Here is a 17,295-nt window from a genome sequence, read left to right on the forward strand (position 1 = left end):
ATGTCAGTATAAGTTATCCCTATGCGCCGCACCGAACGCCTTTTCCAGATTATCCAGATCCTCCGCTCCAAGCGCCGGTCCGTCACGGGCCAAGAATTGGCCCATGAATTGGAGGTGTCGCTGCGCACGCTTTATCGCGACATCGCCGAGCTAATGGCCCAGCGGGTGCCGATCCGGGGGGAGGCCGGGACCGGCTACGTGATCGACAGCGATTACGACATGCCGCCGCTAATGCTGACACAGGATGAGCTGGAAGCAGCCGTGCTCGGCGCCGCCTGGGTGGCGCAGCGTGGCGATGCGGCTTTGGCGCGTGGCGCGCGCGATCTCATCGGCAAGCTCACCGCCGCCGTGCCGGAGCATCTGCGGCCTGTCGTGCTCGATGCGCAGCTCGCGCCAGTGTCGTCACATAAGCGCGCGATCGACGCGTTCGACCTCGCGGCTGTGCGCGGCGCGATCCGCGAACAACGCAAAATGCGCATCGCCTATGCTGACGAAAACGGCCGCACGTCGGAGCGCACGATCTGGCCATTTATGATCGGCTATTTTGAAACCGTACGGCTGGTCGTGGCCTGGTGTGAGCTGCGCGAAGATTTCCGCCATTTCCGCTCGGATCGCTTCCGCGACGCGGAAGTGCTGGAAACCCGCTATCGCCAACGGCCGGCGCAATTACGCAAGCGTTGGGAAAAAGAGCATACTGGGCGGGGGAGCAAAGCTTGAGGCTTGCGCGCCACACCGATCGCGCCACACTCGGCGCATGACAGATGCTCTCGCCGAAGCCCGCCTGCAAACCGTCCGCGATCACATGGCGCTCGAGGTGACCCACGATTGGGACGCCGTGATCGCCACGTTCGAGCACCCGCGTTACGAAATGTATGGCGGCGGCCAAGTGTTCGACGGCGAAGCAGCCGTACGCGCCTATTTCACCGCCTCGCGCACGCCGTTTCCGGATCAGGGCAACGAGATCATCGCCATCTCGCACGCCGACAACACAGTGCTCGTGGAATTTTGGCTGACCGGCACGCATCTCGGCCCGCTCAAAGTGGGCAGCCGCACAATCGAGCCGACGGGCAAAAGCTTCCGTATGCGCATGGCCGCGAGCTTCGAGTTCGAACCAGGCAGCGCCAAAATCCGCTGCGAGCGCCCGTATTTTGATCAGGCTGGGGTGCTACGCGAATTGGGGATCGCTTAGGAGCGCTCAAACAGCGGCCCAGACCGGAACGCCAACCACAGCGCCATGCCGATCGCCGGCCATTGCACCCACCACGCGCCGCCCGTCATCCAATCGATGGCGAACAGCGCCGCGAGGATCAGCCCCAGCCGCGCCGCCTGTGCGATGAAGCGTTGCTTCTTCTCGCTTGCGGGCGCCGCGCTCTTCGCACGCGCCTTGCTGTCGCTCGCGCTGCCCTCGGCGCCGCCGACGCTATAGACGTTGACGCGCTCGGCGAAATTCTTCGGCTGCTTTTCGCCCAGATAGTGGAAGCCGACCGAGAGCTTCTTCTGCACCTGATCATAGACTTGCTGCGAAATCAGAATGCCGCCGGGCTCAGCCATGCTTTGCAGGCGCGCGGCGAGATTGACGCCTTCGCCCAGCAGATCGTCGCCATCGACCAGCACATCGCCCAAATGCACGCCGATACGGAAGCGCAAACCGCCTCGCGCATCGCTCGCCAATTCGCGCTGCACCTCGATGGCGCATTGTACCGCTTCCACCACAGACGGGAATTCCGCGATCAGCCCGTCGCCCGCCGTATTGGCTATGCGGCCGTGATGGCGGGCAATGAACTGCGCGAATACACCGCGTGCGGCGCGCAAGGCCGACAAGGTGCCGACCTCATCGGTCTCCATCACGCTGCTATAGCTTGCAGCGTCGGCGGCGAGGATGGTGGTCAGTTTGCGTTGAACGTCGGACATCGCTGGGGATTTAGCCTGATGCCGGGCGGATCGCTACGGCTTCTCGCTGCGCAATATTTTCTCCATCGCTTTTCCCTTGGCGAGTTCGTCGATGAGTTTGTCCAGATAGCGGATCTCGCGCATCAGCGGCTCTTTCACCTGCTCGACGCGCACGCCGCAGACCGTGCCCGTAATGAACGAGCGCGCCGGGTTCATCTTCGGCGCCTGCGCGAAGAAATCCTCGAAGCTCGTCTGCTTCTTGATGTGCGCATTGAGCGATTGCTGGCGATAGCCGGTGAGCCATCGAATGATCTCATCCACCTCCGCCCGCGACCGGCCCTTCTTCTCCGCCTTCGCGACATAGTGCGGATACACGCTGGCGAAGCTGATGGAATAGATGCGGTGGGGTTTGGCAGCGCCGGGCGCCTTCGCTGGCGCTGCCTTCTTCGCGGTCTTTACAGTCTTCCTTGCGGCGCTCACCGCTCCACGCACACCGCGATGCCCATGCCGCCGCCGATGCAGAGCGTGGCCAGGCCCTTTTTCTTGCCGGCGCGTTGCAGTTCGTAGAGCAACGTCGTCAGCACGCGCGCGCCGCTGGCGCCGATCGGGTGGCCGATGGCGATGGCGCCGCCGTTGACGTTCACGATCGCCGGATCCCAGCCCATATCCTTGTTCACGGCGCAGGCTTGCGCGGCGAAGGCCTCGTTGGCTTCGACCAAATCGAGATCGCCAACTTTCCAGCCAGCTTTCTCAAGTGCTGCCTTCGACGCCGGGATTGGCCCCGTGCCCATGATGCTCGGATCGACACCGCGCGAGGCCCACGAGGCGATGCGCGCGAGCGGCGTCAGGCCACGCTTGGCCGCTTCGTCGGCCGTCATCAGCACGAGTGCGGCCGCGCCATCGTTCAAGCCCGACGCGTTCGCGGCCGTCACCGTGCCGTCCTTCTTGAACGCTGCGCGCAGACCAGCTGCGCCTTCGAGTGTGGCGTCGTGTTTGATGTATTCATCATTCTCAACCACCGTGTCGCCCTTGCGGCCCTTGATGGTGACGGCGACGATCTCGTCCTTGAACTTGCCGGCCTTCTGCGCCGCACTCGCCTTCTGCTGCGAGAGCGTGGCGAACTCGTCCTGCTGCTGGCGCGTGATCTGCCATTTCTCGGCGACGTTCTCGGCCGTGATGCCCATGTGATATTGATTGAAGACGTCGGTCAGGCCGTCCTTGATCATCGTGTCGGCAAACTCGACAGGCCCCATCTTCGTGCCGCCGCGCATGTTCTGCGCGTGCGGTGAGAGGCTCATATTTTCCTGGCCGCCCGCGACCACGATCTTCGCGTCGCCTGCCTTGATCTGCTGATAGCCGACCACGACCGCGCGGAGCCCTGAGCCGCACACCTGGTTCAACGACCAGGCCGGGCTGTCATCCGGCACGCCAGCGGCGCGCGAGGCTTGGCGGGCCGGGTTCATGCCTTGGTTGGCCGTCAGCACTTGGCCGAGCACCACTTCCGACACGTCTTTGGCGTCGACTTTTGCGCGTTGCAGCGCGGCCGTAATCGCGATTTTGCCGAGCTCATGCGCGGGCGTTGCAGCAAACGAACCCAGGAACGAGCCGACAGGCGTACGGGCGGCGGAAACGATCACGATGTCGGTCATGCGGCAGGCTCCTGAAAGGCGAAGGCCTTGGATCGAAAAGAAGAGATTAACCGTCCTATCGCACAAGCGAAACGCGAAATCCAAGCGCGCCGGTCGCAATGGGCTGTCCTAACGGACGCTTTTTCTTGCAATGCGGCGAAGGAGAGCGGATTCTCTTGGAAAGCCCGGTGTTCGCGGGCGCAAAATAAAGGAAGCGATCGTGGCGGATGCAAACGGTCCAACGGCGGGGGAGGCCGGCGGCGAAGCTCAAGGTGAGGTCGTCGTTATCAAGAAGTACGCAAATCGGCGGCTCTACAATACCGCCGCATCGAGCTACGTGACGCTCGATCATTTGTCGGAAATGGTGCGCGAGGGCGTGGACTTCGTCGTGCTCGACGCAAAGAGCGGCGACGACATCACGCGCTCGGTGCTGACGCAGATCATTTTCGAACAGGAGAGCAAGGGGCAAAACCTTTTGCCGGTGCAGTTCCTGCGCCGCTTGATCCGCTTCTACGGCGATCAGATGCAAGGTTTCCTGCCGCCCTATCTCGAAATGAGCATGGAGAGCTTCTCCAAGGGCCAAGATCAATTGCGCGAGAATTTCTCACGCACGTTTGGCGCAACGACGCCGATGGCCGCGTTCGAGGAGCAAGCCCAACGCAACATGGCGATGTTCCAGCAAGCCATGAAAATGTGGGCGCCGTTCGCGGTGCCAGGCGCGACATATACGGGCGGCGGCATCCCCGGCATGCCAAAACCGCCGAGCGCTGACGACGAAGACAGCGATCAGCAAGTCGCCGAATTGCGTAAGCAAATGGAAGCGATGCAAAAACAGCTCGACGCGATGTCGCGCAAAAGCTGAGGCGGCGTTGCCGGCGCGCTCGTGAGCGCGCCGGCTTTTCCTACACCGCAGGCCGCCACGCATGGCGCTCGACGCTGGGCTGTGTCGCCCAGGCGTAGAGCGCGTCATATACGACGAGCCCTTGCGCCAAGAGCGCGTGGTCGTCGCCATAATTGCGGGAAAGCCCTAGCGAAATCGCGTGCAAACCAGCCGCTTCCGGCGCGAGCTCATGACGATCCGTATCCGCGCCGCGCACGATCAGAGCCAGACGTTGTAACGCCGTATCGCTCAACCCGAACGCGCGCAAAAGCGTGTCGAAGCTACACAGATCGCCATCGTGTGAGATGGGTGCGCCCGGAATATCGAACGCCACCGCGTGCTCGCGCTCCGCAACATCGAAGACATCCTCAGTCGGCGCATAGAGAATACGCGCGTTCGCATCGATGAAGCGCAGGATCGCCCAGGGGCAGGCGATGCGATCGATCTTGGGGCGCTCGCGCGTGACCCAAGTGCTCGGGCGCTGGCCCGCGATCACGTCCTGCAAAATGGATTGAAGGCGAGGGTCCGTCATAAGTGCGCTCCTCCCAAACGGGATTGGAGCGGGACTTGGACGAACATCGTCTCACCGGGCGCCCGCGTTGCTGCCCGGTGAAGTGACTATCTCACCAAGGCGAACAGCACGCAAGCGCACTGCTCACGGCTTGAAGACGTATTCGAGCTTCAGGCCGTCGGGGTCGGTGAAGAATACGGCGTAATAGCCGGGGCCGTATTTCGGATAATCGGCGGGCGGATCGGTGATGTTGGCGCCGATGCTCTGAAGGTGCGCGTGCATCGCATCGACATCTTCGCGGCTCGCGGCGTTCCAGGCGATGTGATGCAGGCCCGCGCTATAGCGATCATGAACGCGATCCGCGTGTGCGCCGCGCGCGCTCAAGATGCCGATGGACCAGAATGTATCGCCATCGCGGCAATCGAAATCGTAGCCGTTGGGATGCGCGTCGGCGAGGCGATAGCCCATGAAGCGAAGCACGCTTTCGTAGAACGCACGCGAGGCGTGCGCGTCTCTCACAGTAAGATCAATGTGATGAATGCCACCGCGCATCAGCGGTTCGCGCCGGGTTTCCAGAGCAGATCCGCTTTGCCTTGGTCGTTGGCGTAGCGCGCGGCGACGAAGAGCAAATCCGACAGCCGGTTCATGAATTTGATCGCGTCCGGCGAAATCTCTTCAACGTCAGCGAGGGCGACAATGTCGCGTTCGGCGCGGCGGGCGATGGCGCGAGCGAGGTGCAGGTGCGCGGCCGCAGGTGAGCCGCCCGGCAGGATGAACGAGGTCAGCGGCTCCAGCTGTTCGTTGAGTTGATCGACTTCCGCTTCAAGGCGATCGACTTGGCTGGGTTGAATGCGCAGCGGCTCGAATTTGAGATCGGGCGCATGCGGTGTGGCGAGGTCGGCCCCGAGATCGAAGAGATCGTTCTGCACGCGCTCCAGGATCGCATCGAGCGTGGGCTTGGCGTTCGTATGCAGGCGCGCGACGCCTATGGCGGAATTCACTTCGTCCACCGCGCCGTAAGCTGCAACGCGGGCGCTGGCTTTGGAAACGGGCTCGCCGGTGACGAGGCGGGTCTTGCCGCCGTCGCCAGCCTTGGTGACGATTTTATCTAGTCTGACCATTTACCCGTAATGCTGCTTTGCCCACATGGCCGCAACCAGGATCAGAATGGCGACGAATTGCGCGACCACGCGCATGCGCATCGCCTTGTTCGACCAGGAGCGGCCAAAATCGCCGCCGCGGAACATGGCGTAGATGCCAAAGCAGAGGACGCCGAAGACGACCACCAGGGCGACAGGGATCAAATATTCGATCGCGTTCATGTGGAGGAACCTACGCCCGAAGCGGGCAACAGGCCATGCGCCAGATCAACCTGATACACTGGCGCGATGACCGAATCGCTCCTGCTTCTCCTCGCCCTGGCCGCCATCGGGGCGGCCGCCTTCTTCGCCTATCGCTCTGCAAAGGCTCAGGAATCTGCCGCAGCCGCGAAGGCGCGCTTTGAGGGGGTGGACATGATCCGGGCCGAGCGCGACCGCGCCGTGGCCGAGTGCGAGACGCTGCGGGCTGAGGCGAGCCGCCTGGGCGCGGAACTGGCGGCCGAGAAGGCGGGGGCGGCGGCGCGTGCGGCGGCGGCTGAGGAGCAGGCCAAGAAGGTCGAGCAACAATTCGTGGCGCTGGCGACGCAGGCTTTGGAGGCTAATCGGCAAAGCTTCATGGCGCTCGCGAATGAGACGTTCGAAAAGCACAAGGCCGCTTCCGCGACGGGTGTGAAAGAGGTCCTGGCGCCGGCACAGGAGACGCTGACGAAGCTCGCGGGCTCTGTGGAGGCGCTTGAGAAAGCGCGGCTGCAGGACAAGTCGGCGATGAGCGAGCAGGTGAAGCAGATCGTCGATGCGGTCGGCTCCACCAACAAGACGACGACGCAATTGCTCTCTGCGTTGAAAGCGTCGCCGAAGATGCGCGGCCGCTGGGGCGAGCAGACGTTGCGCAACGTGCTTGAGCTTTCCGGCCTCGCGCCGAATGTGGACTTTACCGAGCAGGTGAGCACGACGGATGGCGAAGGTTCGCGTCTGCGCCCCGACGTTGTGATCAATCTGCCGGGCGGGCGCTGCATCGTCGTGGATTCGAAGGTCGCGCTCTCGGGCTACATGGAGGCGATGGAAGCGACAGATGATCTTTCGCGCCAAGCCAGCTTGAAGAAGCACGCGGCCGAGTTGAAGGCGCACGTGAAAAGCCTATCGTCCAAGGATTATTGGAAGCACGTGCCAGCGACCGCGGATTTCGTGGTGCTGTTTGTGCCGGGCGAGAACTTCCTCGCGGCCGCCGCAGAGCAAGACGCGAATTTGTTCGATGATGCGTTCGCGTCGAAAGTCATCATCACCACGCCGAGCACGATGGTGGCGTTGGCAAAGTCCGTCGCCTATGGCTGGCGCCAAGAGCAGAGCGCCAAGAACGCGCAAGAGATCGCCGATCTCGGCCGCGAACTCTATCGCCGCATGGCGGTAATGACCGATCACATGAGCAAAGTTGGCGACGCGATCGGTAAAACGGTGACGACCTACAACGGCTTGCTCAGCTCGGTCGAAAGCCGCGTGCTGCCGCAGGCGCGTAAGTTCAAGGAATTGGGCGCGGGCGATGCGGGCGTCGACATCGCCCAGCCTGCGCAGATCGAAGTCGCACCGCGTATCCCAGCGCCGCCGGAACAGCTGGAATTGATGCCGCCGCCGCAAACGGCGAAGCGCGGGCGCTAAGCTCGCGGAAGTGTGCGTTCGTCGCAGTGCACGTGAAGTTCGTCGGGTGCAGCGCTAAATCCGCTGCCCGGAGGAACGCACATGAGACATTTGCTTTTGGCCGCTGCGGCGGCGTTGGCGTTGAGCGCTTGCGGGCAGCCGACGAGCGAGGCGCCGGTCGCGCCGCCGGCTGCGGTCGAGGTGTCGCCCGATGCGGCGAATATCGTAGCGGCGGTGGCTGATGCGCGCCGACCGGCTGCCGATCGCGACCGTGACGCCAGTCGACGCCCCGCTGAAATGCTGGCATTCGCGCGCATTGAGCCGGGCGATCGCGTCGCGGACATTTTTCCGGGCGGCGGCTATTTCACACGGCTTTTCGCAGTGGCCGTTGGCGACGAAGGCCGCGTCTATCCGACGATCCGACCCGATGGCGTCGCGGGCGAGTATGAAACGCCGGTCTTGGCCGTTGCGGCGGAATATCCGAACGCGGTGATGGCGCGCACACCGTACGACGCGCTCGCCTATCCTGAGCCGCTCGACGTCGTGTTCACGGCGCAGAATTACCACGACATGGCGCTGACGGCGTACGCACTGGGCGATCGCGCGGCGATGAACGCGTCAGCGTTCGCGGCGCTGAAGCCCGGCGGCCTTTACGTGGTCATCGATCACTCCGCCGTGGATGGCTCGCCGGTGGCGACGGATGCGGAAACAACCACGCACCGCATTGATCAAGCGACCGTGCGTCGCGAAGTGGAAGCGGCGGGCTTTGTGTTCGACGGCGAAAGCGATGTGCTGCGCAATCCCGCCGACGCACGAACCGCAAGCGTGTTCGATCCCACGATCCGTGGCCGCACGGATCAGTTTGTGATGCGGTTTCGGAAGCCGGAATAATCAGTCGTGGTCGCGGACGCGACCACGTTTTGATTTGACGTCAGAGCGCCTCGACTTCCCGTCGAGGCGCTTTTGTTTGACGGCGCGCGGTACTTTGGTTTTCACGCGGGGCTTAGGCCGGTGTGTGGCGCGCTCCACGAGATCGACCAGCCGCGCTAAAGCTTCGCTGCGATTGCGGTCTTGCGTGCGGTGCTCGTCGGCGCGGATGACGATCTCGCCTTCGAGTGTGAGCCGCCGCCCCGCAAGACGTTCCAGCCGCGCGCGTACGTCTTCCGGTAACTCGGTGTGACCGTTGAGATTGAAACGCAGCTCAACCGCCGTCGACACCTTGTTGACGTTCTGGCCGCCAGGGCCCGAGGCGCGGATGAAGCGCTCTTCGAGGTCGCGCTCGTCCAGAGCGAGGGAGGCGGTGACAGGAATCATGGGCGGCAGTGTAACGCGAAGCCGTTTCCAATCGTTCACATCGTTGGGAGAGGCAAGACAAGCGCGCCGCGCCGGGCTAAATCTCCCGCCAATTCGGGAGGACGATATGCGGAAATTGTTGGCAGGGCTTGGGTTTGCGGCGGTTCTGGCCGCGTGCGCCGGTGGCGCTGTGCCGGGGCTGATGATGTCCATGCCGGCTGAAGTGACGGCCGCGTCTCCGCATATCGTGGCGGCCTTAGGCGATCCGCGCCGCCCTGAAGCCGATCGCGAGCGCGATGCGCTGCGCCATCCGGCGGAGATTTTGGCGTTCATAGGCGTGCGCGACGGTATGCGCATCGCTGATATTGGCCCCGGCGGCGGCTATTACACGCGGCTCTTCTCCGTCGCGGTCGGCGAGAGCGGGCGCGTCTATGGCGTGGATCGTCCTGGCGCGGCGGAGCGCCCGCGTCCGCTCGCTGCTATTGCGCCGCTCTATCCGAATGTCACGCATCTGACGGCGGGTTATCAGGGCTGGACGATCGATGAGCCGCTCGACGCGATTTTCATTTCGCAAATTTATCACGATTTCTACCTCCCGCAGCTGAGCATCGACGTGCCGCGCTTGAATCGTGAAATGTTCGCCGCGTTGAAGCCGGGCGGTGTGCTTGTGATCATCGATCACGCGGCGTCGGCGGGCAGCGACATCTCCGTCACGAGCACCCTGCATCGTATCGCACAAGAGCAAGTCGTCGCCGATCTCACGGCGGCGGGCTTCGTGCTTGATCAAGAGAGCCAAGTCCTGCGCAATCCAGCGGACGATCATGCGCTACGCGTGTTCGAAGGCGATATTCGCGGTCGGACGGATCAGTTCGTGCTGCGCTTCCGTCGGCCCGCTTGATGTTGCTGCCGCATAACCCGAACGCGTTTACCCGTTCGCCGCTCGATCGCGCCGGTCATCACCGGCGCGATAAGGCGTGGCTGGAGGCAGCCCTCGCCGCGCCGGAGACGCAGCTCGTGCCCTTCTATCGGCACCAGCCGTTCGTCATGGAAGAAGGCGGCGTGGTGGGGCCTGGTTGGCTGAATGGCGCGGCGCGCACGCGGATTGCGCCGGCGGACGCGACTTTGCTGTTTCTAGGCTTAGATCCCAAAGGCGCCGCGCATTTTGCGCTCGATATCCCCGATCCGGCGCCTCTGGGCGATCTTGGCCGCTTCGAAGATTTGCGCGGGCTTGGGCCGCGTTTGTCGCGGGAGGATCTGGCGATCCTGGGGCCTGCAAAATCGATTTTCGAATGGCACGCGCGCAATGGCTATTGCGCCAATTGCGCAACGCCGACTTTGATCGTGGAAGCAGGCTGGCGACGCGATTGCCCGTCCTGCAGTGGCGAGCATTATCCGCGTCTTGATCCGGTCTGCATCATGGTCGCGACGTTCGGCGAGCACGTGTTTCTCGGCCGCCAACGCGCTTGGCCGAAGGGCATGTATTCCGCGCTTGCGGGTTTCATCGAGCCCGGTGAAGCGATCGAGGAAGCCGTCGCGCGCGAGACGTTGGAAGAAGCGGGATTGAAGGTCCGTGAAGTGCGCATGCATTCGACGCAGCCCTGGCCATTTCCGCATTCGTTGATGATCGGGGTGCTCTGCGAAGTCGAAGACGATCGCGAGACGGTGGACACGACCGAACTCGAAAGCGGCCGTTGGTTCACGCGCGAAGAAGCCAAGCTTCTCATCGCCGGCAAACATCCCGATTCCTGGGCGCCGCCGCCGTTCGCGATCGCGCATCAGCTGCTGAAGACGTGGAGCGAAGAATAATCCTCACCCGCTTGCGGGGGAGGTGGCGAGCGTAGTGAGCCGGAGGGGGTAAGTCTGGTTCCGTTGCGCCACTCGCCCCCTCAGTCGCTTACGCGACAGCTCCCCCGTATACGCGGGAGCATGAACATCTTAGTGGCAATCCACGCAATCGTCGCGCTGGGCGCGTTCGATTTGGATCGTGACGTGCTTGATACCGAAGCGTTTGCTGATCGTATCGGCGAGCTGGCTCAAGAACGCATCGTCGCCGCCCTCGGGGCGAACGAGATGCGCCGTCAACGCAGGCTTGGTCGCTGCCATCGCCCAAATGTGCAGATCGTGCACGGCGGTGACGCCGGCTTGCCCGGCGAGGAAGTCTCGCACCTCTGAAACATTGATGTGCGCTGGCGCCGCATCAAGCGCGAGATCGAGCGATTCACGCAGCAGGCCCCAGGCGCCCCAAAGGATCAGGAGCACGACGAGCACTGAAATGGCCGGGTCGATCCAGTTAAATCCGCTGAACCAGATCGCGGCGCCCGCCACGATGACGGCGGCGGAGACGCCCGCATCCGCCAGCATATGCAGATACGCGCCGCGCACGTTCACGTCTTCCTTGCGGCCGGCGAGGAAGAGCATTGCGGTCGCGCCATTGATGAACACGCCAATCGCTGCAACCGTCATCACGAAAATCGGCTGCGTCTCTTCCGGTCGGAAGAAGCGCGAGGTCGCTTCCCAGAGAATGCCGCCGCAGGCGATGACGAGCACAAGTGCGTTAGCGAGTGCGGCCAGCACGGTTGCTTTTGAATAGCCATAAGTGCGCTGTTCGCCCGCTTGGCGTTGCGCCAGCCAAGCGCCGCCGCCGGCGAGCGCCAAACCCAGCACGTCGGACAGATTGTGCGCGGCGTCCGAGAGCAACGCCGTGGAATTCGCAAAGAAGCCTGCCGCCGCTTCGACGATGACGAAGCCGAGGTTCAGCGCGATGGCGATTGTATAACGTTTGTCGGAAGGCTCGGGATGGTGATGCGCGTGATCGTGATGATGATCGTGAGCGTGACCGTGATGCCCGTGCATGGCGACCTTGTGCGAGGATTTCGCGCGATCTGCAAGCCATCGTTGACAGAGTTCGTGTAAGCCATCTCATGCGCGCGAGGGAGTTTCATGCATACACGGCGTAAGGTTTTGGCGTTGGGCGGCGCGGGGCTTGCGAGTTCGTGCGCGGCCGCACGTGGATTTAGCGAAGGGTTAGCGCGCGATCTTGGGCGTGCGCCGCCGCATCGCGCTGTGCTGCCGCCGGTGCATGTCTCGGAGGAGCGGATCATCCGTATTGACGTTGGCTTGCGGCCGTATCGGCCGAGCGGATTTCGCGTCGAACGCGTGCCGTTCGGCGACAAGATTGTCGTACACAATTACGGGCACGGCGGCGGCGGCATCACGTTGTCTTGGGGTACGGCCAAGCTCGCGGTGGACCTTGGCTACGATCCGGCAAAACCCGATTGCGCTGTGCTTGGTTGCGGCGCTGTTGGCCTAGCGACGGCGCGACTATTGCAGGAGCGCGGCGCTAAAGTTCGCATCTATGCACGCGAACTTTCGCCGAACACGACATCCAACGTCGCCGGCGCGCAATGGTGGCCGGCGTCCGTGTATGATTGGCGCGTGGCGACGCCTGAATATCTGGCGCAGCACTTCCAAGCCGCGCAATTCGCGTTCCGGCGTTACCAGAGCTTGGTCGGCGATGCGTACGGTGTGAGCTGGGAGCGCAATTACAATCTCTCCGACGAGCCCATCACCCGATATCCGGCGCGAGAGAACGACGCGATGCGGGCGCTGGTGGTTAATCAGCGCGACCTCGAACCGCGCGAGCACAATTTTCCCAAGCGCTACGTGCGCCAGTTCGACACCATGATGATCGAGACGCCGCTCTATTTGCGTCGCGTCGAGGCCGACGTCCGCATGGCGGGGGCCGAGATCGTGGTGGGCGGGTTCGAAAACGTCGCGCAAATCCAAGCGCTGCCCGAGCGGACGATCTTCAATTGCACGGGCCTAGGTGCGGGCGCACTGTTCGGCGATGCCGAGATCACGCCCGTGCGGGGCCAACTCGTGATCCTGCTGCCGCAGCCGGAGATCGACTACAACACGATCGCGCAGGAAGGCTACATGTTCGGTCGGCGCGACGGCATAGTGCTCGGCGGCACCTATGATCGCGGCGAGTGGTCTTTGGAGCCCGACCCGCAAGCGATCGCAGGCATCATCAGCGGCCACAAGAGCATCTTCGGCGCGATGCGCGCTTAGAGCGGCATGAAGATGACCCGGCCGCCGAGGTTCGCCGCCGTGCGGCGCGCTTCGCGGCAATCGCCTTGTGCAGGTTGCGCATCAGCTTCAACGCCATCGATCCAAGCGCGGCAATAGCCGGCGCGCGGCAAGGCGTGTGCCGGGACGTCGGTGAAATCGTTGGCGCCGTCATACGACGCGCGTTCGATCATGCCAGCGCCGGTGCTTTCCATGACGCGACCGCCCCAGCGTTGCGCGATCCAGTTAGCGTGCTCACATTCCATCGCAGCCGGTTGGTGCGTTGCAGGGAGTGCGTCGTACTGGATTTGGCATTGGCCCAGATCGACCGCGCGCCGTGGCGCTTCAATGCGCGCAGGCGCTGCAGCGTCAGCGGCGGGCGCGGCCGGCTTGATCGCAGCCCCGGCCACCATCGCAATCGCGATGGCTGTGGCAAACCCGGAGGTGACTAAGCGTGACATGGCTCCCCAACTCCCCGAAACGCAAAAACGTTTCCTGCACTGAGGATGAATGTAGGAAGCGGTTTGGATGCACGATGTGACCGCGGGCACAGGGCAAACCTGGCCGCGATCACAAGAGCTTGAAGACTGGGAACGGATCGCGCGGCGGGCGTGGGAGGTCGCCCGCCGCGTGTATGGTTTACGCGGCCGCCGGCGCGCGCTTGAGGCCGATATATTGCAGCTCGGCGAGCACGCCCACGGCGATAGCCTGCGCGATGACGAAGGCGGCGCCGAACGGCGATGGCGTCAGCACGAAGAGCACTCCGATCGAGGCCAGCACCCACGCCACATTCAAGGCGATCACAGCCTGCGCGCCGGTGCGTGGGAGCTGGGTGGCGCGTGCGATCCAGAGCAGCGCGAGCGTCCACGGGATGAAGAACACGCCAGCGCCCACCAGGAGTTCGGCCGGTAAGTTGAGCAAGGGCGCGAGTGCTGCGCCGCCCACGATCATGACGATGCCGGCGGCGCCGGAGAGTATCGCGTCGGCGAGCAGGGCGCGGCGGATGAGGGTCGGTTGCATGTGTTCCTCCTGGGTTGATGGCGGGAGGATGGCGCAGCGCCGCAGGGCGGGCGATTACGTGCGAGGTAATGGCGCGAATAACGTCGCCGGCTATGTTTGATCCATGCAGCAAGCCCAATCCTTCGGTGATCACCTTCGCACCTGGCGTCAGCGTCGCCGTATGAGCCAGCTCGATCTGGCCAGCGAGGCCGGTATTTCCACGAGGCATTTGAGCTTTGTCGAAACCGGCCGCGCCACGCCCTCACGTGAGATGGTGCTGCAATTGGCCGAGCATCTGGAACTGCCGCTGCGCGAGCAGAACGCGCTGCTGGTGGCCGCCGGCTTTGCGCCGCGCTTTGGCGAACGCAAGCTCGACGATCCGGATTTCGACGCCATACGCGCCGCGATGAACATGGTTCTGAAGGCGCACGAGCCCAATCCGACGCTCGCGATCGACCGCTGCTGGACTCTCGTCGCCGCCAATAACGCCGCCATGAAGCTTATGAGCGGCATCGCGCCGGCTTTGCTAGCCCCGCCAGCCAATGTGCTGCGCGCGAGCTTGCATCCGGATGGGCTCGCGTCGCGCATCCTCAATCTTGGCGAATGGCGCGCGCATATTTTCGCGCGGCTGGAGCGGCAGGTTGAGGTGACGGCCGATCCGGAGCTGACGGAATTGCTCGCCGAATTGCGGACCTACCCGGCCAGCGGCGCGCATACGCCGCCGCTGCGCGAAGCCGCGCCCGTCATCACGCCGCTGAAGCTGAAGACCGATGCCGGCGTGCTCTCGATGTTTGGCGTGACGACCCTGTTCGGCATGCCCCAGGACGTGACCCTCGACGAGCTCGCGATCGAGACGTTTTTTCCAGCCGATCCGGCAAGTGCGGAAATCTTGGCGGCGATCACTCGCTAGGTTGGGCGCCAGCACCTATTCCTGGATGCGCGAAGCGCAGTCCGGGAATGGGGTGTATGAAGTAGCAGTCGTCGCGATTTTTCTCTTCGTGTCTCCAGCACGAGATTCCCGTGCTTCTCCAGGAAAAGTCGAGGTGAAGTCGAGGGGGTATCCCGCGCGACTTTCCAGCCTTTTTTCCAGGGCAAAAGAAAAGGCGCGGAGGGTGCCCTCCGCGCCAGAACTTCCAACCCAAATTCCAAACTAGCCGCCTATTGGCAGGCGAGGCATTCCTCGTAATCGGTGCGCACGGATGACATGGTCGGCGCTTCGGCGGAATCGGCCTTGGCGTCTTCGCCGGCGAAGCCTGCGCGTTGCACGGACTTGGAGCGGCAATAATAGAGCGACTTCACGCCACGCTCCCACGCCATCCAGTGCAGCATGTGCAGATCCCACTTATCGACATCGCCCGGGATGAAGATGTTGAGCGATTGCGCTTGGCAGATCAGCGGCGTGCGATCGGCGGCAAGTTCGATGATCCAGCGTTGATCGATTTCGAACGCGGTCTTGAAGATGCTCTTTTCGTCTTCGGTCAAGCAATCGAGGTGCTGCACTGAGCCTTCGTTCTTGAGGATCGACGACCACACGGCCTCGGTGTTTTTGCCCTTCTCTTCGAGCAATTGCTCGAGGTAGGGGTTCTTCACCGCAAACGAGCCCGAGAGCGTCTTGTGCGTGTAGATGTTGGCTGGGATCGGTTCGATGCCGGCGGACGTGCCGCCGCAGATGATCGAGATCGACGCCGTCGGCGCGATTGCGAGCTTGTGGCTGAAGCGCGCCATCACGCCGGCCTCGGCCGCATCCGGGCAAGGGCCGCGCTCTTGCGCGAGCTTGACCGAGGCTGCGTCCGCACCGCGACGGATGTGGCGGAAGATCTTGTTGTTCCAGACCTTCGCCATCGCCGATTCCATCGACACGTGCTGCTTTTGCAGGAACGAGTGGAAGCCCATGAGGCCCAAGCCCACCGAACGCTCACGCATGGCGGCGTAGATGGCGCGTTCCATTTCCGGCGGCGCACGCTGGATAAAGTCTTCGAGTACGTTGTCGAGGAAGCGAAAGACGTCTTCCATGAAGCCTTCTTCTTTCTCCCATTCGAGGAAGGTCTCGGCGTTCAAAGACGAGAGGCAGCAAACGGCGGTGCGCTCGCGGCCGTTATGATCCATGCCGGTGTGCAGCATGATCTCGGAGCAGAGATTTGATTGGCGCACCTTGAGACCGAGCTTCTTTTGGTGGCTCGGCATCGCCTTGTTCACGGTGTCGGAGAAGACGATGTAGGGCTCGCCCGTTTGCAGGCGGAGCTCAAGAATCTTCTGCCAGAGCTTGCGGGCGTTCACGTGCTTCAGGATTTCGCCGTTCTTCGGGCTACGCAGACCGAACGGGAGATCGTCACGCACCGCGATCATGAATTCGTCGGTGATGTTGAGGCCGTGGTGAAGATTGAGGCTCTTGCGGTTGAAATCGCCGGCCGGCTTCCGGATTTCGAGGAATTCCTCGATCTCAGGATGGTGCACGTCGAGATACACAGCCGCCGAACCACGGCGCAGCGAACCTTGGCTGATCGCGAGCGTGAGTGAATCCATCACGCGCACGAACGGAATGATGCCGGACGTCTGGCCGTTCTGACCGACCTTTTCGCCGATGGAACGAACGCCGCCCCAATACGTGCCGATGCCGCCGCCGTTCGAGGCGAGCCACACGTTCTCGTTCCACGTGTCCATAATGCCGTCGAGTGAATCGCCGACAGCATTCAAGAAGCACGAGATCGGCAAGCCACGCTCCGCGCCGCCGTTCGAGAGAACGGGCGTCGCGGGCATGAACCAGAGTTTCGAGATATAATCATAGATGCGTTGCGCGTGACCGATGTCGTCGGCGAACGCGGTCGCGACGCGCGCGAACATGTCTTGATAAGACTCGCCGGGCAGCAGGTAGCGATCGGTGAGCGTGGTCTTGCCGAATTCCGTCAACAGCGCATCGCGGCTCGGATCCGTAACGACCTTCTCGACCACCTTCAGCGGAAGGAGGGGCTTAGGTTTGCCGCGATGGACCTCGCCCATGCGGTGGACCCCCGCTTTTTCCGCTCTTGCCTGCATACGTCAGCCCCCAGTTTCAACTCGGTGTTAACCCGACTCGCTCTTGGCCAAAACCACATGTGGTTGGGTGCCGAGGCGAACCGTACCGCTATATATAGTGATGCCATCGGTTAATGCAGGGTCAATGGGGAAGCCCGCCGACAGCCAATTTTTGCGTGTCGAATCTGTGAAGATTGGGCCGGACACGGTGAATGGCTCTTAACCATAAAGCCCCGATTCCAGGGGGTCTGCAGCCCGTCTTTGCACCCTTGCGCGCCAGTA

Annotated in this window: 21 protein-coding genes; 9 read left to right on the forward strand and 12 right to left on the reverse strand. The window is 63.0% G+C overall.

Annotated features, from left to right (window positions below):
- The first annotated feature begins 21 nt into the window (after nucleotides 1–21).
- Both EPJ54_RS14965 and EPJ54_RS14970 read left to right on the forward strand, forming a co-directional pair.
- Complete coding sequence (locus EPJ54_RS14965; RefSeq protein ID WP_135212535.1) at nucleotides 22–717, forward strand: helix-turn-helix transcriptional regulator; 696 nt, start codon at nucleotides 22–24, stop codon at nucleotides 715–717.
- 37 nt (nucleotides 718–754) lie between these two features.
- Nucleotides 755–1,189: an ester cyclase gene (locus EPJ54_RS14970; RefSeq protein ID WP_135212536.1), complete on the forward strand. Its 435-nt coding sequence runs from the start codon at nucleotides 755–757 to the stop codon at nucleotides 1,187–1,189.
- Here EPJ54_RS14970 and EPJ54_RS14975 read toward each other — a convergent pair.
- From EPJ54_RS14975 to EPJ54_RS14985, 3 genes are all read right to left on the reverse strand, one after another.
- On the reverse strand, nucleotides 1,186–1,911 hold the full coding sequence (locus EPJ54_RS14975) for an adenylate/guanylate cyclase domain-containing protein (RefSeq protein ID WP_135212537.1): 726 nt from the start codon (nucleotides 1,909–1,911) through the stop codon (nucleotides 1,186–1,188). The genes EPJ54_RS14970 and EPJ54_RS14975 overlap by 4 nt on opposite strands.
- Nucleotides 1,912–1,944: 33 nt before the next feature.
- Nucleotides 1,945–2,289, reverse strand: a complete 345-nt coding sequence (locus EPJ54_RS14980; RefSeq protein ID WP_420823044.1) for a DUF2200 domain-containing protein — start codon at nucleotides 2,287–2,289, stop codon at nucleotides 1,945–1,947.
- A gap of 77 nt (nucleotides 2,290–2,366) precedes the next feature.
- Nucleotides 2,367–3,539: an acetyl-CoA C-acetyltransferase gene (locus tag EPJ54_RS14985; RefSeq protein WP_135212539.1), complete on the reverse strand. Its 1,173-nt coding sequence runs from the start codon at nucleotides 3,537–3,539 to the stop codon at nucleotides 2,367–2,369.
- 199 nt (nucleotides 3,540–3,738) lie between these two features.
- Between EPJ54_RS14985 and phaR the strand changes: the two genes are divergently transcribed.
- A complete protein-coding gene (gene phaR, locus EPJ54_RS14990; protein WP_239590957.1) occupies nucleotides 3,739–4,380 on the forward strand; it encodes a polyhydroxyalkanoate synthesis repressor PhaR in 642 nt (213 codons plus the stop codon).
- A 40-nt stretch (nucleotides 4,381–4,420) separates the two neighbouring features.
- On the opposite strand, the gene EPJ54_RS14995 is transcribed toward phaR, so the two are convergent.
- The 4 genes from EPJ54_RS14995 to EPJ54_RS15010 all read right to left on the reverse strand — a co-directional run bounded on the left by EPJ54_RS14995 (nucleotide 4,421) and on the right by EPJ54_RS15010 (nucleotide 6,231).
- Entirely contained in the window at nucleotides 4,421–4,930 is a 510-nt protein-coding gene (locus EPJ54_RS14995; protein ID WP_135212541.1) for a chromate resistance protein ChrB domain-containing protein, read from the reverse strand.
- Nucleotides 4,931–5,053: 123 nt separating this feature from the next.
- Nucleotides 5,054–5,461: a VOC family protein gene (locus EPJ54_RS15000; protein WP_239590958.1), complete on the reverse strand. Its 408-nt coding sequence runs from the start codon at nucleotides 5,459–5,461 to the stop codon at nucleotides 5,054–5,056.
- Entirely contained in the window at nucleotides 5,461–6,030 is a 570-nt protein-coding gene (locus EPJ54_RS15005) for a cob(I)yrinic acid a,c-diamide adenosyltransferase (RefSeq protein WP_135212543.1), read from the reverse strand. The genes EPJ54_RS15000 and EPJ54_RS15005 overlap by 1 nt, the downstream gene beginning before the upstream one ends.
- A complete protein-coding gene (locus EPJ54_RS15010; RefSeq protein WP_135212544.1) occupies nucleotides 6,031–6,231 on the reverse strand; it encodes a twin transmembrane helix small protein in 201 nt (66 codons plus the stop codon).
- Between the two features lie 66 nt (nucleotides 6,232–6,297).
- Between EPJ54_RS15010 and EPJ54_RS15015 the strand changes: the two genes are divergently transcribed.
- A complete protein-coding gene (locus EPJ54_RS15015; protein WP_135212545.1) occupies nucleotides 6,298–7,662 on the forward strand; it encodes a DNA recombination protein RmuC in 1,365 nt (454 codons plus the stop codon).
- An 81-nt stretch (nucleotides 7,663–7,743) separates the two neighbouring features.
- Nucleotides 7,744–8,532: a class I SAM-dependent methyltransferase gene (locus EPJ54_RS15020; protein WP_135212546.1), complete on the forward strand. Its 789-nt coding sequence runs from the start codon at nucleotides 7,744–7,746 to the stop codon at nucleotides 8,530–8,532.
- Here EPJ54_RS15020 and arfB read toward each other — a convergent pair whose 3' ends face one another.
- A complete protein-coding gene (gene arfB, locus EPJ54_RS15025) occupies nucleotides 8,533–8,955 on the reverse strand; it encodes an alternative ribosome rescue aminoacyl-tRNA hydrolase ArfB (protein ID WP_239590959.1) in 423 nt (140 codons plus the stop codon).
- A 106-nt stretch (nucleotides 8,956–9,061) separates the two neighbouring features.
- On the opposite strand from arfB, the gene EPJ54_RS15030 reads away from it, so the two are divergent.
- Entirely contained in the window at nucleotides 9,062–9,832 is a 771-nt protein-coding gene (locus EPJ54_RS15030) for a class I SAM-dependent methyltransferase (protein WP_135212547.1), read from the forward strand.
- Nucleotides 9,832–10,740 carry an NAD(+) diphosphatase gene (gene nudC / locus EPJ54_RS15035; RefSeq protein ID WP_135212548.1) on the forward strand — a complete coding sequence of 303 codons (909 nt, stop codon included), beginning with the start codon at nucleotides 9,832–9,834 and terminating at the stop codon, nucleotides 10,738–10,740. Before EPJ54_RS15030 ends, nudC begins: the two co-directional genes overlap by 1 nt.
- A 129-nt stretch (nucleotides 10,741–10,869) precedes the next feature.
- On the opposite strand, the gene EPJ54_RS15040 is transcribed toward nudC, so the two are convergent.
- Nucleotides 10,870–11,787, reverse strand: a complete 918-nt coding sequence (locus tag EPJ54_RS15040) for a cation diffusion facilitator family transporter (protein WP_135212549.1) — start codon at nucleotides 11,785–11,787, stop codon at nucleotides 10,870–10,872.
- Nucleotides 11,788–11,874: 87 nt separating this feature from the next.
- Here EPJ54_RS15040 and EPJ54_RS15045 point away from each other — a divergent pair, with 87 nt between their 5' ends.
- On the forward strand, nucleotides 11,875–13,005 hold the full coding sequence (locus tag EPJ54_RS15045; protein WP_135212550.1) for an FAD-dependent oxidoreductase: 1,131 nt from the start codon (nucleotides 11,875–11,877) through the stop codon (nucleotides 13,003–13,005).
- On the opposite strand, the gene EPJ54_RS15050 is transcribed toward EPJ54_RS15045, so the two are convergent.
- A complete protein-coding gene (locus tag EPJ54_RS15050) occupies nucleotides 13,002–13,463 on the reverse strand; it encodes a hypothetical protein (protein WP_135212551.1) in 462 nt (153 codons plus the stop codon). The genes EPJ54_RS15045 and EPJ54_RS15050 overlap by 4 nt on opposite strands.
- A 178-nt stretch (nucleotides 13,464–13,641) precedes the next feature.
- Complete coding sequence (locus EPJ54_RS15055; protein ID WP_135212552.1) at nucleotides 13,642–14,022, reverse strand: hypothetical protein; 381 nt, start codon at nucleotides 14,020–14,022, stop codon at nucleotides 13,642–13,644.
- A gap of 103 nt (nucleotides 14,023–14,125) precedes the next feature.
- On the opposite strand from EPJ54_RS15055, the gene EPJ54_RS15060 reads away from it, so the two are divergent.
- Complete coding sequence (locus EPJ54_RS15060) at nucleotides 14,126–14,911, forward strand: helix-turn-helix domain-containing protein (protein ID WP_135212553.1); 786 nt, start codon at nucleotides 14,126–14,128, stop codon at nucleotides 14,909–14,911.
- Between the two features lie 248 nt (nucleotides 14,912–15,159).
- Here the strand turns inward: EPJ54_RS15060 and EPJ54_RS15065 are convergent, their stop codons facing one another.
- Nucleotides 15,160–16,998, reverse strand: a complete 1,839-nt coding sequence (locus tag EPJ54_RS15065) for a ribonucleoside-diphosphate reductase subunit alpha (RefSeq protein ID WP_135212554.1) — start codon at nucleotides 16,996–16,998, stop codon at nucleotides 15,160–15,162.
- Between the last annotated feature and the right edge of the window lie 297 nt (nucleotides 16,999–17,295).

Source organism: Vitreimonas flagellata (assembly GCF_004634425.1).
Taxonomy (GTDB): domain Bacteria; phylum Pseudomonadota; class Alphaproteobacteria; order Caulobacterales; family Aquidulcibacteraceae; genus Vitreimonas; species Vitreimonas flagellata.

Bases quoted from the DNA above. Each gene is read 5' to 3' on its own strand.
- EPJ54_RS14965 (WP_135212535.1), top strand. From the start codon at position 22: ATGCGCCGCACCGAACGCCTTTTCCAGATTATCCAGATCCTCCGCTCC.
- EPJ54_RS14970 (WP_135212536.1), top strand. From the start codon at position 755: ATGACAGATGCTCTCGCCGAAGCCCGCCTGCAAACCGTCCGCGATCAC.
- EPJ54_RS14975 (WP_135212537.1), bottom strand. From the start codon at position 1,911: ATGTCCGACGTTCAACGCAAACTGACCACCATCCTCGCCGCCGACGCT.
- EPJ54_RS14985 (WP_135212539.1), bottom strand. From the start codon at position 3,539: ATGACCGACATCGTGATCGTTTCCGCCGCCCGTACGCCTGTCGGCTCG.
- EPJ54_RS14995 (WP_135212541.1), bottom strand. From the start codon at position 4,930: ATGACGGACCCTCGCCTTCAATCCATTTTGCAGGACGTGATCGCGGGC.
- EPJ54_RS15000 (WP_239590958.1), bottom strand. From the start codon at position 5,461: ATGCGCGGTGGCATTCATCACATTGATCTTACTGTGAGAGACGCGCAC.
- EPJ54_RS15005 (WP_135212543.1), bottom strand. From the start codon at position 6,030: ATGGTCAGACTAGATAAAATCGTCACCAAGGCTGGCGACGGCGGCAAG.
- EPJ54_RS15010 (WP_135212544.1), bottom strand. From the start codon at position 6,231: ATGAACGCGATCGAATATTTGATCCCTGTCGCCCTGGTGGTCGTCTTC.
- EPJ54_RS15015 (WP_135212545.1), top strand. From the start codon at position 6,298: ATGACCGAATCGCTCCTGCTTCTCCTCGCCCTGGCCGCCATCGGGGCG.
- EPJ54_RS15020 (WP_135212546.1), top strand. From the start codon at position 7,744: ATGAGACATTTGCTTTTGGCCGCTGCGGCGGCGTTGGCGTTGAGCGCT.
- arfB (WP_239590959.1), bottom strand. From the start codon at position 8,955: ATGATTCCTGTCACCGCCTCCCTCGCTCTGGACGAGCGCGACCTCGAA.
- EPJ54_RS15030 (WP_135212547.1), top strand. From the start codon at position 9,062: ATGCGGAAATTGTTGGCAGGGCTTGGGTTTGCGGCGGTTCTGGCCGCG.
- nudC (WP_135212548.1), top strand. From the start codon at position 9,832: ATGTTGCTGCCGCATAACCCGAACGCGTTTACCCGTTCGCCGCTCGAT.
- EPJ54_RS15040 (WP_135212549.1), bottom strand. From the start codon at position 11,787: ATGCACGGGCATCACGGTCACGCTCACGATCATCATCACGATCACGCG.
- EPJ54_RS15045 (WP_135212550.1), top strand. From the start codon at position 11,875: ATGCATACACGGCGTAAGGTTTTGGCGTTGGGCGGCGCGGGGCTTGCG.
- EPJ54_RS15050 (WP_135212551.1), bottom strand. From the start codon at position 13,463: ATGTCACGCTTAGTCACCTCCGGGTTTGCCACAGCCATCGCGATTGCG.
- EPJ54_RS15055 (WP_135212552.1), bottom strand. From the start codon at position 14,022: ATGCAACCGACCCTCATCCGCCGCGCCCTGCTCGCCGACGCGATACTC.
- EPJ54_RS15060 (WP_135212553.1), top strand. From the start codon at position 14,126: ATGCAGCAAGCCCAATCCTTCGGTGATCACCTTCGCACCTGGCGTCAG.
- EPJ54_RS15065 (WP_135212554.1), bottom strand. From the start codon at position 16,998: ATGGGCGAGGTCCATCGCGGCAAACCTAAGCCCCTCCTTCCGCTGAAG.